General features: G+C 27.5%; 13 protein-coding genes. 11 read left to right on the top strand and 2 right to left on the bottom strand.

Going from position 1 to position 13,430, the window contains the following annotated elements; translation table 11 throughout:
* Positions 1-114 precede the first annotated feature (114 nt).
* Complete coding sequence (locus tag I4U58_RS08480) at positions 115-540, top strand: YdcF family protein (RefSeq protein ID WP_195930863.1); 426 nt, start codon at positions 115-117, stop codon at positions 538-540.
* Positions 541-634: 94 nt separating this feature from the next.
* Here I4U58_RS08480 and I4U58_RS08475 read toward each other — a convergent pair whose 3' ends face one another.
* Positions 635-1,021, bottom strand: a complete 387-nt coding sequence (locus I4U58_RS08475) for a hypothetical protein (protein WP_195930862.1) — start codon at positions 1,019-1,021, stop codon at positions 635-637.
* A 227-nt stretch (positions 1,022-1,248) separates the two neighbouring features.
* Between I4U58_RS08475 and I4U58_RS08470 the strand changes: the two genes are divergently transcribed.
* Both I4U58_RS08470 and I4U58_RS08465 read left to right on the top strand, forming a co-directional pair.
* On the top strand, positions 1,249-2,094 hold the full coding sequence (locus tag I4U58_RS08470) for a mechanosensitive ion channel domain-containing protein (RefSeq protein ID WP_343003694.1): 846 nt from the start codon (positions 1,249-1,251) through the stop codon (positions 2,092-2,094).
* Between the two features lie 270 nt (positions 2,095-2,364).
* Positions 2,365-3,009 carry a VTT domain-containing protein gene (locus I4U58_RS08465; RefSeq protein ID WP_195930861.1) on the top strand — a complete coding sequence of 215 codons (645 nt, stop codon included), beginning with the start codon at positions 2,365-2,367 and terminating at the stop codon, positions 3,007-3,009.
* Positions 3,010-3,040: 31 nt separating this feature from the next.
* Here I4U58_RS08465 and I4U58_RS08460 read toward each other — a convergent pair whose 3' ends face one another.
* Positions 3,041-3,730: a Fe-Mn family superoxide dismutase gene (locus tag I4U58_RS08460; protein WP_195930860.1), complete on the bottom strand. Its 690-nt coding sequence runs from the start codon at positions 3,728-3,730 to the stop codon at positions 3,041-3,043.
* A gap of 182 nt (positions 3,731-3,912) precedes the next feature.
* On the opposite strand from I4U58_RS08460, the gene I4U58_RS08455 reads away from it, so the two are divergent.
* The 8 genes from I4U58_RS08455 to I4U58_RS08420 all read left to right on the top strand — a co-directional run.
* Positions 3,913-4,491 (top strand): TerD family protein, encoded by a 579-nt coding sequence (locus tag I4U58_RS08455; protein WP_195930859.1) that lies wholly within the window; start codon positions 3,913-3,915, stop codon positions 4,489-4,491.
* Positions 4,492-4,515: 24 nt separating this feature from the next.
* A complete protein-coding gene (locus I4U58_RS08450; protein ID WP_195930858.1) occupies positions 4,516-5,094 on the top strand; it encodes a TerD family protein in 579 nt (192 codons plus the stop codon).
* Positions 5,095-5,117: 23 nt separating this feature from the next.
* Positions 5,118-5,729, top strand: a complete 612-nt coding sequence (locus I4U58_RS08445; protein ID WP_195930857.1) for a TerD family protein — start codon at positions 5,118-5,120, stop codon at positions 5,727-5,729.
* Between the two features lie 2 nt (positions 5,730-5,731).
* Positions 5,732-8,500 carry a calcium-translocating P-type ATPase, PMCA-type gene (locus tag I4U58_RS08440; protein WP_195930856.1) on the top strand — a complete coding sequence of 923 codons (2,769 nt, stop codon included), beginning with the start codon at positions 5,732-5,734 and terminating at the stop codon, positions 8,498-8,500.
* A 75-nt stretch (positions 8,501-8,575) separates the two neighbouring features.
* Entirely contained in the window at positions 8,576-10,168 is a 1,593-nt protein-coding gene (locus tag I4U58_RS08435; RefSeq protein WP_243269587.1) for a YceG family protein, read from the top strand.
* Between the two features lie 2 nt (positions 10,169-10,170).
* Positions 10,171-11,322, top strand: coding sequence for a toxic anion resistance protein (locus I4U58_RS08430; protein WP_195930854.1), 1,152 nt, complete (start codon positions 10,171-10,173; stop codon positions 11,320-11,322).
* A gap of 211 nt (positions 11,323-11,533) precedes the next feature.
* A complete protein-coding gene (locus I4U58_RS08425; protein ID WP_195930853.1) occupies positions 11,534-12,616 on the top strand; it encodes an HpcH/HpaI aldolase/citrate lyase family protein in 1,083 nt (360 codons plus the stop codon).
* Positions 12,591-13,430 (top strand): phosphoribosyltransferase domain-containing protein (locus I4U58_RS08420; RefSeq protein WP_195930852.1); only part of this gene is annotated, 840 nt, incomplete at its 3' end. The genes I4U58_RS08425 and I4U58_RS08420, both read left to right, overlap by 26 nt.

Below are 13,430 nucleotides of genomic sequence, written 5' to 3'. Positions count from 1 at the left end.
AAAACAAGTTGAAGTTAATGAAGCTGGTAGTGGTGAAATAGTTGTTATAGCAGGTATACCTGATATATCAATAGGTGGGGTGCATTAGTAAATAAAACAAATATAAGTAAGAGTTTGCAAGATAGATTAGATACTTGTATAGAATACTTAAATAAAACAAAACAAGAAAAAATGATAATAGTCTCAGGCGGTAGAGGAAGAGGAGAGGATATAACTGAAGCCTCTGCAATGAAAGACTATCTAGTATCAAAAGGTATAAATAAAGATATGATTATAATGGAAGATAAATCTAAAACAACAAAAGAGAATTTTGATTTTTCTAAGAAAATAATAGAAAATCTATCTAATAAAAAAATAGAAGACCTAAAAATAAAAGTTATAACGACTGATTTTCACACTTTGAGAAGTAAAGTTATTTCTAGAAAGAGTGGATATAAACAAATGAGTTTTTATACATCAAAATCAAATTCAAAATTAGCAATTTTAAATTATACAAGAGAATTTTTTGCATTAATAAGCAATATAGTTCTTAGCTATTAAAAAAGTAAAATATGATTAACAAATTAAATATAAATAATGATATCTATGTATTATAAAAAACAAAAACACCTTTAAAAGGTGTTTTTATTTTTTGTTAATTGATGAAGTTGACATTTAAGTCGATTTCATCGCTAGTTATATGTAAATCATCTTCTATTAGATAATTTAAAGTATTTTTAAAGAAGTATTCATCCTTTCTTGATAAGATAAATGGACACTCCTTCTTGTTTAGTATATCCCCATTGATCTCTTCTATTAAGTAACCATCTTTTAATTCGACATTAATTTTTAAATTGTATATAGATTTAGTGTGGGTATGTTTGAAATATGTATCTAAAGATTTAAAAATTAAGTCAAATAAATTATTTTTTAAAGCGATTTCTTTGTTTTCCCCGCAATTTTCACAATAAAAATAATTAGATGAACTTTCTGATATTATACATGAATTTTCTCCTTTGCAATTACTACAAAAATCATTCATTTGTATTCCCCCCTGATGTATATAATATATGAAATTTAATGTTGATTAAATAATAACTCAAATATTGGTAAAAATCAAAGGTAAGAAATGTAAAAACAGGATTAACTGTAAAATAATATTATATTAAAAGATAAAAAATATATATCTCCAATATTTTTTGAAAATATGTTATTATATATGAGACAAAAAAGTATGGAGGAGGAAATAAAGTGGAAGAAATCTCGAATATGAACTTTGATCACTTATCTTTTGCAACAGTTATGAAGAAACTGTCAAATTGGGTATTAGATGACGGTATAAATATGGGTGTAAAACTTATAATAGGTGTTCTAGTAATAATTATTGGATTTAAAGTGATAAATAATATATCTAAGAGATTTTTAAAATTTGCAGAACTTAAAGCTGTAGATGTAACAATCGTTAAGTTTTTAAAATCATGTATAAATATATCTCTAAAATGTATATTATTATTAGTAATAGTAGGCGGATATTGGGATATTAAACTTACAGGACTAGCTGCAATATTAGCTTCTGCTGGGGTTGCTGTAGGTTTAGCGCTTCAAGGAAGTCTATCAAACTTTGCTGGAGGATTTATAATCCTATTTTTAAGACCATTTAAAGTAGGAGATTATATACAAACATCAGGATTTGAAGGTACAGTAGAGCAAATAGGAGTATTTTACACAAATTTAGCTACTATAGATAATAAATTAGTTATGATACCAAATGGTACATTATCCAACGGAAGTCTGATAAATTATTCAGCTAAAGAAACTAGAAGAGTAGATTTAGTATTTTCAGTTGCATATGATTCAGATTTATTAAAAGTTAGAAAAGTATTAAAAGAAATAGTGGACAATCATAAACTTATCTTATCAAAACCAGATCCATTTATAGGACTTATCCAACACAATGCAAGTTCTCTAGATTTTGCAGTTAGAGTGTGGGTGAAAAATTCAGATTACTGGCCAGTATATTTTGATTTATTAGAAACAGTTAAAACAAGATTTGATAAAGAAGGTATAGATATACCTTATCCACAAATGGATTTACATTTTAAAAACCAACAATAAATAAAAGAGCTAAAAGTATTTAAATATATTTTTAGCTCTTTTTTGTTTATTACAATTTTCTTAAATATATTCTTACATAATTGTTATTAAAATGTAAGAATAATTAAATAAAAAATACATTTAAATAGGTTATAATCATATTATAAGATAATTCTAAAAAAGAGCATATTTATAAGAGATTTAAAATATAAAATAAATAAGTGGTTAAAATAAAGATGAATCTCTTTAAAATACAAGTTTTATAATGTTAAAACTAAGGAGAAAGATATTATGGAATATATACAAGCTTTACAAAATTTAGTTCAGGATTATTGGGTACTTTCATTATGTGTAGGATTTTTCAGCACATTTATAGAGAGTTTTATACCTATGCTACCATTAGTTGCATTAATAACTGCTAATGCAGCATTATTTGGGATGTTAAAAGGTTTTTTAATATCGTGGTTAGGCTCTGTTATGGGGACAATATGTTTATTTTTAATAATTTATAAAATAGGTGAAAATAGTAAAATACTAGATAAAATTAAAAGCGATAAAATACAAAAGGCTATTTTATGGATAGAAAAAAGAGGATTTAAACTATTATTTATAGCTTATGCATGTCCATTTTTACCTGCATGTGTGATTACTATTGCGTCTGGAATAAGTAAAAGACACAAGACTACATTTATCTCAGCAGTATTATCAGGTAAATTCATCATGTTTTTAGTTATAAGTTATATAGGTCAAGATATATATGGATTTATCACAAGTCCAGTTAAGATTATAGGTTTTTGCGCAGTAGTATTTATAGCATGGAAATTAGGTAATAAATTAAATAAAGATTTAGATTATATAGAAGAAAAAGTAGTTAATAAAGAAAAAGAAGAGCAAGAACAAGAAGAATATATTGAAGCGAATAAAAAAGTTAGATAAAAGTATATAGATAATAAAATTAGAGGTTATTTTAACCTCTAATTTTGTTTAATAACCTATTTTGATTGTAATTTTGAGAAGCTTGTCGCCAATTTACAAAATTAAAGAAGTTATCCACAAGTGCGCTTTTATTGGAATAAAGCTCTTCGTCTATATTTAAACATAAGATTATTTGATGTTTATAAATTATTGGACAAGAGATTTCTTTGGAGGTAGTCAAGTATAATTCATTTTGAGAATTTTTGGCTAAGAAAATCCAAGTCGATTTTGAATCTAAAGCTAATTTTTTAAATTCAGATTTAAAGTTATCAAAAGATGAAAATGACTTGTTTATTTCTTTTAAAAGTTTACCTTTTACGAATGTTTTTTCAGGAGATAAACTTTTAAAAAAATACTCATAATTTAGAGCGTGTGAAGCATTCATCTTTACTTTTAAGGCTATATTATCTGGCATAGAATCTAAATTAGTTAAAATCTCTTCTAAAGAAGCATCTTTAAATTCTTTATTATCTTTTAACTCATAATTTAGATTATCTAAATAAGCGTTGTATTGACAATATGAGTACTTTAATGTATCTGTGTCTATAAATTTATTTAAGTCATAAAAGTTATAGCTTAGCTCAATAGGCCTTAAATTAAATGATTCTAGCGCATAGGAATAATCAAGATAGTTATTAATATTTAATATAAAAATAAATATTAATAAAATTAAATTTCTCATTATAATCACCTCGATTATATTATGTTACAAAATAGAAAAAAGTATTATAAATTGATTTAATATCAAAACCTAAATAATAAGTTTAGAGATGCTAATAATATTTCCTATATGATGTAAAAAATGATATAATAGTATTTAATAGGGTATTATATTTAACAAAAATTTAAAAAGGAGAGATCATAATGGCGATTACATTATCAAAAGGTCAAAAAGTTAGTTTAACTAAAGGAAACCCAGGTCTTAAAAACATAGTTGTAGGGCTAGGATGGGACACAAATAAATACGATGGAGGGTTTGATTTTGACCTAGATTCAGCAGCATTTTTATTAGGAGAAAATGATAAAGTAAACAGTGATTCTGATTTTATTTTCTACAATAATTTAAAACATTCATCAGGAGCCGTACAACATTTAGGTGATAATTTAACTGGAGAAGGAGACGGCGATGATGAGCAAGTAAAGCTGGATCTAAGTTTAGTGCCACAAAATGTAAATAAAATTGCTTTTACTGTAACTATACATGAAGCACAAGAAAGAAGACAAAATTTTGGACAAGTAAATAACTCTTATGTAAGAGTTGTAAATGCAGATACTAATCAAGAACTTCTAAAATATGAATTAGGCGAAGATTTTTCTATAGAAACTGCAGTAGTTGTATGTGAAATATATAGACATAATGGAGAGTGGAAATTCAATGCATTAGGTTCAGGATTTGAAGGTGGACTTGAAGCTCTTTGTAAAAATTTTGGAGTTAACGTATAAAAATAGTTTTTTGGGGGGAGAATTATGGCAATTCAATTAAAAAAAGGACAAAAAATCAATTTAACTAAAGGCAATCCAGGACTTAAACATATTAAATTAGGATTAGGTTGGGATACTAATGTGTTTGATGGAGGAGAAGACTTTGACCTTGATGTAAGTTTATTTATGGTAGGTAAAAGTGGAAGAGTAGAAAATGACGAAGATTTTATATTCTACAACAACTTAAAACATCCATCAGGAGCTGTAGAACATCTAGGTGATAACAGAACTGGTGATGGCGATGGAGATGACGAAGAAATACTAGTAGATTTCTCAAAGATGCCAAACACAATAGAAAAAATAGCTGTAACAGTTACTATATATGAAGCTAAAGAAAGAAGACAAAACTTTGGACAAGTAAATAATTCTTATGTAAGACTTCTAAATTCAGACAATGATGAAGAATTGCTTAGATATGATTTAGGGGAAGATTTCTCAATAGAAACTGCAGTAGTTGTATGTGAAATATATAAAAATAATGGAGAATGGAAATTCTCAGCAGTGGGCGCAGGGTTCGAAGGTGGACTTGAAGCTCTTTGTAAACAATACGGATTAAACGTATAAAACAAATTCTATGGAGGAAAGCTATGGCGATAAATCTTAAAAAAGGACAAAAAATCGATTTAAAAAAATCTAATCCAGGACTAAGTGCAATAAGAGTTGGCTTAGGATGGGATCCAGTTGAACAAGGTGGGGGCTTTTTTAAAGCTTTATTTGGTTCGGGAAACGCTGATATAGATTGTGATGCTTCTGTATTTTTATTAAATGAAGATAGCACACCAGTTGACTTAATTTACTTTGGTAACTTAAGAACAAAAAACGACTCTATAATACATACTGGAGACAACTTAACTGGAGAAGGGGCAGGAGATGACGAAGTAATTTTAGTCGACTTAGATAAAATACCTTCTCAAGTTAGTAAATTATTATTTGTTGTAAATATATACGACTGTGTCAGAAGAAATCAAAACTTCGGCATGATTAAAAATGCATATATAAGAATGAATGATGCAAAAAACAATTCAGAAATTGCTAGATACAACTTATCTGACGACTACAATGGAAAGACTGCATTAATAGTAGGTCTTATATATAGACATGATAACACTTGGAAGTTCTCTGCAATAGGTGAAGGGACAAATGACACAGGATTAAACGACATGAAAAGAAATCTTGAAAGAAAAGCATACGGAGTGTAAAAATGAAATTTTATAGTGAAAGTAAAGAAAATGTACTAAAAGAGCTCGGTGTAAATAGAGACAGAGGTCTTTCTACTGAAGATGTAAAATCGAGAAGAGAAAAATACGGCCTAAATGAATTTACACCAATCGAAGAAGGTAGTTTTTGGGATGATTTAAAAGATGCACTATCAGAGCCTATGATAGTAATACTTATAATAGCAGCTATAATAAGTGCTGTTATTGGAGAGTTCCACGATGCAATAGGTATAGTTTGTGCCATTGCAATAGGTATAGCGATAGGAATGATAACAGAAGGTCGTTCTAAAAAGGCAGCAGAAGCACTATCAAAATTAACTGAAAATATAGAAGTTAAGGTGCTTAGAGATGGTGAAGTAGAACAAGTTTCAAAATCAGAATTAGTTCCTGGAGATATAGTATTTATAGAAACAGGAGATATGATTCCAGCAGATGGTAGACTTATAAAAAGTATAAACTTAAAAGTAAGAGAAGATATGTTGACAGGTGAGTCTGACGATGTATCTAAAAAATGCGATGCTATCATCAATATGGAAAAAGTAGAAACTAAAGATGGTATAAAAGAACTTGAGCCAATACCAGCTAAACAAATAAATATGGTATTTGGCGGAACACTAGTAGCTTATGGTACAGGTATGATGGTTGTAACTTCTATAGGAGATAATACTCAAATGGGAGATATAGCAAGACATCTATCAAATGATGAAGAAGAGACACCACTTCAAATAAAACTTGGAAATTTAGGTACAATGATAGCTAAAATTTCAAGTGCAATAGCAGGTTTACTATTTATATTTATGGTAGCAAAAATGGTGTTAAATGGACTTAAAGTAGATACATCAAATGTATTTGCATTTTTAGACTCAATAGACGGAATAAAAACTGCATTTACAGTTTGTGTAGCGTTAATAGTTGCAGCAGTTCCTGAGGGACTTCCAACTATGATAAATATGACCTTAGCAATAACGATGCAAAAAATGGCTAAAATAAATGCCTTAGTAACTAAAAAAGAAGCATGCGAGACTATAGGTTCAGTTTCAGTTATATGTTCAGATAAAACTGGTACATTAACTCAAAATAGAATGACTGTAGAAGTCGCATATATAGACGGTAGATATATACAAGACAAAATAGAATCAAACAGTTACTTCTTAGAAAACTGTACAATAAACTCTACAGCAGATATAGAAATAACAGAAGATGAAACTAAATATTTAGGTAGTGCGACAGAATGTGCTCTACTTCTTAGAAATAAAGACACTGATTATAGAAAAATGAGAAAAGAAGCTGTAGTAGTAGCTCAAAATCAATTCTCATCTAATTTAAAAAGAATGTCTACTATAATAAGTGAAGAAAATAAATATGTATTACTTACAAAGGGAGCTCCAGAAATAGTTCTTGAACTTTGTAAATACGTACAAGAGCCAGACGGTATAAAAGAACTTACTAAAGAAAGAAAAGAAAAAATACTTTCTGAAATAGCAAAATTACAAGAAAAATCTATGAGAGCTTTAGGATTTGCATATAAAGAAATACCTCTTTATAATGAGTCGCAAGAAGCAGCCCTAGCTCTTGAAGAAGACGAAATAAGTATAGAAAAATGTGAAGAAAGTTTAGTATTTGGAGGCTTTGTAGGAATAAGAGATCCACTTAGACCAGATGTTAAAGAAGCTGTAGAAACTGCAAATCATGCAGGTGTTGCTGTAAAAATGCTTACAGGTGACAATATAAATACAGCTAGAGCAATAGGAGAAGATTTAGGTCTTCTTAAAAATAATATGAGAGCTGTAGAAGCATCATATATAGATACTTTAACTGATGAAGAACTAAAAGAAGAAATCAAAACTATATCTATAGTTGCGAGAAGTAAACCAGACAGTAAAATGAGAATAGTTCAAGCTCTACAAGCAGATGGTGAAGTAGTAGCTGTAACAGGTGATGGTATAAATGACGCTCCTGCATTATCAAAAGCTGATGTAGGTATAGCTATGGGTATATCAGGAACAGAAGTTTCTAAAAATGCAGCTGATATAATACTTACAGATGACTCATTCTCGACAATAGTAAGTGGTATTAAATGGGGTAGAGGAATTTACGACAACTTCCAAAGATTCGTTCAATTCCAGCTTACAGTTAATATAATAGCATTCTTAGTTGCTATAATTTCACAAGTAGTAGGCCAAGAAATGCCTTTTACAACAATCCAACTTTTATGGGTTAATATAATAATGGATGGACCACCAGCTCTTGCTTTAGGTCTTGAACCAGTTAGAAAACATGTACTTGATAGAAAACCAGTAAATAGAAATGCAAGTATAATCACAAAATCTATGATATTCACAATTGTAGGTAATGCTTTATTTATAACATTAATACTTATGTTACAGTCTTCACTTAACATACTAAATGTTTCAGAAGCAAAAGGTGAAACAGTAATGTTTGGTATATTTGCATTTAGTGCATTATTCAATGCATTTAACTGTAGAGAATTTAACTTCGACAGTATAATACCTAATTTAACTAAAAATAAATTAGCACTACAAATAATAGCAATTACAGGAATAGCACAAATCTTCTTTACACAAGTGTTTAGAGATTTCTTCAATGCAGTTCCTCTAAGTCCTATGGAATGGATAAAAGTAATAGCTTTATCATTTAGTGTTATAATAGTAGATGAAGTAGTTAAATTTATATTTAGATTATTTAAAAAAGAAAATAAATATGATGAAAATATGCCAAAAGTAGAGGCATAATAAGTTTTAGCTACTTTGTTTTTTATTAAAATGAAGTAGCTAAAATAATAAATGGCAGATTATAAGGAGGATAAAATGGAGTTAGGTAATAAATCAAATATATTTAGTAAAATATTCTCCAGCCAATCAGACAGGGGTAACTATACATCAGCTAAAGGATATGAAAATTATTTTATATCTTATATAGGAATTGATAATGAAGATATTTATAATTCAGAAATATACAATTTAAATAGAGAAATAAAAAATAAAAAAAACATATGCCTATTTAAAAATAATATACTAAATCCAGATGATTTCGATATAATATCTTACTTAAAAAGCAAAGTATCTAAATACAATGGTAGTGTATTTGATCTAGATATAGACTTAGTGAGATATGAAGAGATCAACAATAGAATAAAAAGAGGGTTTGATATTCTCTTAAAAGAAGAAAATCAAAATTTCAACAATGACAGAGTTAAGTTTAACTTTATAATAAAGGTAATGAGCTGGATAAGAATATATATAAATCCACTTATTATTGACTATAAAGATGCTCCAAAAGTTGTATTTTACGGAGATATAAAAAAACACGAACTGTATTTTTTATTAATACTTTACTTTGCGGGCTTTGATATACTTTATATAAATCCTAATGGACTTAGTGAATTTGAAAATATAAATATTGAAAAATTCAAAATAGAACTAATAAATAATAAAATTGTACAAGAGAGAATTTCTTTTGATGATAGAATTCAAAAAGGTGAAATAATAGAAAAATCTAGTATAAAAAAAGCATATACTGTTGGAGCACAAGCATCTAAAAAGATAAGTGACGAGCTTTTAAATGATTCTGGCTTTATAAAACCTTGGCAACTTCAAAATAGAAATATAAAATCTTTACTTCTTAGTTCTACAGTAGATGAAGTGGATATATATTGGAATGAACCACTAAAGTTGAGACCTGGATTTAAATTTGATAATGAATTAGTTACACTGCCAGTATTTTTTACAAAAATAGATGGTGTTTATAGAGATTTAGATGAATATTATTCACTACTTGAAAAATTACAAGTAAAAGACTTTTCTTATTTTATACAATACGATGATAATATAAGAGCGTTGACAAAACCGTTTACAAGAGAAGGTTATAATTTATCATTCTTTATTTCAAATAATGGAAAACTAAATAAAAAGTCTATTATAAAAGAAAAGTGTTTTTCAATTTCAAATTTAAGTTTGAGATGGCAAGAGATTATTTTAGATAAAGTAGAAGAAAGTATTTTAAGCGATATGTTTATAGAAGGACTTACTAAAGACGATATAGTAAAAGGACTTTATAGCGTTTTAAATATGAATGAAAGATTTGTATATTTAATAAACAGTTTTGATTATGCAAGTATAAATCCTAAGTTGATAATATATATAGAAAAGATGAGAATGTTTACAAAGGAAATTGTATTTTTACTTCTTGTCTTAAGTAAAATTGGATTTGATATAATTATATTTACACCAGGCGGGGTAAACTGTATTGAAAATGTAATAAATAATCAAATTGTGGATATACATAGATTAGACGTAATAAATTATAATTTGAAATATATGCCTAATAAACATAATATAAATAATACAAATAAGAGTGTAGGTTCATTCTTAGAAAAACTATTTGGGAAATGGAGTGATTGATAATGGGTATAGATATTAGTAAATTTTCAAATAACAACGACAGCACTACAAATAACAACAAAAACGAAGAAAATATAACAGAAGTACAACAAGATAATTTTGATATAGTTGAGTATACAGACAACAAAAAAAACGAGCTAAGACAATCTAAAGAAGTTGAGCAACTAACTTCATTAATAGAAGTAGACAATCCAAATACTATACTTCAATTTGGTAAAGGTGCGTCAGAAGGTATTTCGAGAGTTTCTGACAGCTTACTTTCAAATATAAAGATGAATCAAAATGAAAAAAACACAGAGATGTTAGTTAGGCTGACTAAAATAATGGATAAATTCGACTTAGACGATTTTGCTCAAACTAAGGAACCAGGATTCTTCCAAAAGCTATTTAAAAAGGCAAATAGCGCTTTAGAAGTTATGTTCCAAAAGTACGATACTTTAGGAAGTGAAGTTGAAAAAATACAAGTAGAACTTCAAAGATATGAAAGAGAAATACAAGATTCTAATAAACAATTAGGCGCTATGTTAAATGAAAACTTTAACTACTACAATGAGCTTGAAAAATACATAGTAGCAGGTGAAATGGCTATAGAAGAACTAGACAATGATTTACTTCCACAATTTAAAGCAAAGGCTGAAAGTGGAGACCAAATGGATTTGACAAATTATCAAGAATTATTAAATATAAAAGATATGTTAGTTCAAAGAGTTTATGATCTTAGAATATCTGAAAATATTTCTCTACAGACAATACCAATGCTTAGAAGTATGCAACACAACAACTACGGTTTAATTAGAAAAATAAACAGTGCATTTATAGTAACGCTTCCAGTATTTAAGCAATGTCTATCTCAAGCTATACTTATTAAAAAACAAGAGCTTCAAACAAAATCACTACAAGCTCTTGATGATAAGACTAATGAATTACTTCTTAAAAATGCACAAAATGTATCTCAAGCGAGTACTCAAATTGCCAAGATGGCAAATTCAAGTTCTATTCAAATAGAGACGTTAGAAAAAATGCACAACACTATAAAAAGCGGTATAGAAGAAACTATGAGAATAGAGCAAGCAAATAGAGATGAAATAGCTAATAACACTAGAAGATTAGAAGAGCTAAATACTTCTGTTATAAGCACTTATAAAAGAAAATAATACATCTAATAAAAAGTAGGTATTACTCTTATTAAGAGTAAATTTTAAAAATATTAAAAACTTAAATCTAATATTATAGTATGTTTAGATTAAAAATGGGATATCTCTATTTGAGCTATCCCATTTTTATTTATAATTATCATTGTTGTAATTACAAAATACAATTATAATTATAAACATCAAGATAAATATCTTATAAATGGAGGAAAAGGTGAAGTATTTTAATTATTTAGAGAAAGAGAGATTAGAGCATATTTTTTATAAACAACCTCAGGAGTTTGATAAAAAAACTGATAAAGATATTTTAAAATATGCTTTAGGAGCATTTTTATATATTCCAGCAAATAAATATGAGCAAATATATAAAAGTGTAGTAAATCAAGAAAAAGAAGCAAAGCCACTTGCAATATGCTTAGAAGATGCAATTGGTGAATTTGGGGAAAGAGAAGCTATAGAAAATCTTAAACTTGTTTTAGATGATTTATCCAAGCAAGTATTTTGTAAACTAGAGAAGCTGCCACTTATATTTATAAGAGTTAAAAATAAAGAACAGTTAAAAAAAATAAAAGATATTCTTATAAAAAATAAAGACTTTATAACAGGAATAATAATACCAAAAGCAGATAGTGAGTTATTAGAAGACTTTATAAGTATATTAGATAATTTTAATTTAAATAATCTATATATTATACCTATAATAGAGTCAAGTAAATTTATATATAAAGAAATAAAAGAAACACAATTTCAAAAGATGTATTATAGTATATTAAATCATAAGGATAAAATTTTAGGTATTAGAATAGGACTTACTGATGTATTGGGGATGTATTCTATAAGGCGTAAAAGAGAATTTTGTATATACGACAATCTTATAGCGACTTCATTTATTCAAGATGTTATAAACTATCTAAATCGAGAAGAATTAGATATACCTATAAGCGCAGGTGTAAGCGAATTATTTAATATGGATGATGAAAAAATAAAAAATCTCTACATAAAAGAAATTGAATTAGATAAGTTTCATGGGTTTGTTGGAAAAACAGTTATACACCCAAAGCAAGTAGAAATAGTACAAGCTTTATCGAGTATTACTTATGAGGATTATATGGATGCTCAAGATATAATAAAAAATTATAATTCACAAATAGGTGTCAAAAAAAGCTCATCGGGAGATAAGATGAATGAGTATAAACCTCATTATAAATGGGCAAAGAAAATTATGAGTCTAGCTTATATATACGGGGTTTTAAATAAGGGGGTAGATTATAATGAGCTTATTAAAAGTAAAAAGTAGGAACGATTATAAAGATAATTTAGAAATAAAAAACACATTAAATAATAAATTATCTTACGACAATAATCTAAAAGAAAATTTAAACTTTGAATACAATATAAAGCTTAGGGAAAATATATTTGATTTAAATATAGATGATTATTTAGATTTAGGTATTAGAAATAACAATAAAAGAAGATTTTTATTTATATCAAAGACTCTAGGTAAACATCTACCATGTAGGGTAAGTGATATGGATGATTTGGGGCTAAAGATAGTCAAAGCTTATGAAAAAAAGTATAATTATCTAAATTCTGGCGTGATTATATCTTTTGCAGAGACGGCCACAGGACTTGGACATAGCGTATTTAATCATATAAATGCTGATTTTGAGTTTATTCATACAACAAGAGAGATAGTAAAAAATAAAAAGACACTAGATTTTTTAGAAGAACATTCTCATGCTACAGACCACTATCTTTATTATGAAGATTTAAATTATTTTAAAGATGGAGAAGAAATAATATTAGTCGACGACGAGATAACTACGGGAAATACATGTATAAACTTAATAAAAAAGATAAACAATTTATATCCTAAAAAGAGGTATACAATATGCTCCATATTAAACTGGATGGATGAATATTCTTTTAAAAGATTCAAAAGTTTAGAAAAAGATTTAAATACAGAGATAAATTTTGTATATTTATTTTCAGGCAGCTTTATATTTAAATGTGATGAAGAAAAAATAAAAAGTAAAATAAATAATGAAAAAAGTAGCGCTAGTATGTGCTTTAGTTGCTGTAGTTGGAGGAGCTTTCTATGGAGGTTTATC

The sequence above is a fragment of the Clostridium sp. 1001270J_160509_D11 genome, assembly GCF_015667935.1.
GTDB lineage: Bacteria > Bacillota > Clostridia > Peptostreptococcales > Peptostreptococcaceae > Intestinibacter.
The sequence above is the reverse complement of the archived record's forward strand: the minus strand, read 5'-3'. Positions and strand labels throughout refer to the sequence as shown.

Excerpts from the sequence above, each read along its gene's own strand:
- I4U58_RS08440 (WP_195930856.1), top strand. The coding sequence starts at position 5,732 with ATGAAATTTTATAGTGAAAGTAAAGAAAATGTACTAAAAGAGCTCGGT.
- I4U58_RS08455 (WP_195930859.1), top strand. The coding sequence starts at position 3,913 with ATGGCGATTACATTATCAAAAGGTCAAAAAGTTAGTTTAACTAAAGGA.
- I4U58_RS08475 (WP_195930862.1), bottom strand. The coding sequence starts at position 1,021 with ATGAATGATTTTTGTAGTAATTGCAAAGGAGAAAATTCATGTATAATA.
- I4U58_RS08460 (WP_195930860.1), bottom strand. The coding sequence starts at position 3,730 with ATGAGAAATTTAATTTTATTAATATTTATTTTTATATTAAATATTAAT.
- I4U58_RS08445 (WP_195930857.1), top strand. The coding sequence starts at position 5,118 with ATGGCGATAAATCTTAAAAAAGGACAAAAAATCGATTTAAAAAAATCT.
- I4U58_RS08450 (WP_195930858.1), top strand. The coding sequence starts at position 4,516 with ATGGCAATTCAATTAAAAAAAGGACAAAAAATCAATTTAACTAAAGGC.
- I4U58_RS08470 (WP_343003694.1), top strand. The coding sequence starts at position 1,249 with ATGAACTTTGATCACTTATCTTTTGCAACAGTTATGAAGAAACTGTCA.
- I4U58_RS08435 (WP_243269587.1), top strand. The coding sequence starts at position 8,576 with ATGGAGTTAGGTAATAAATCAAATATATTTAGTAAAATATTCTCCAGC.
- I4U58_RS08465 (WP_195930861.1), top strand. The coding sequence starts at position 2,365 with ATGGAATATATACAAGCTTTACAAAATTTAGTTCAGGATTATTGGGTA.
- I4U58_RS08430 (WP_195930854.1), top strand. The coding sequence starts at position 10,171 with ATGGGTATAGATATTAGTAAATTTTCAAATAACAACGACAGCACTACA.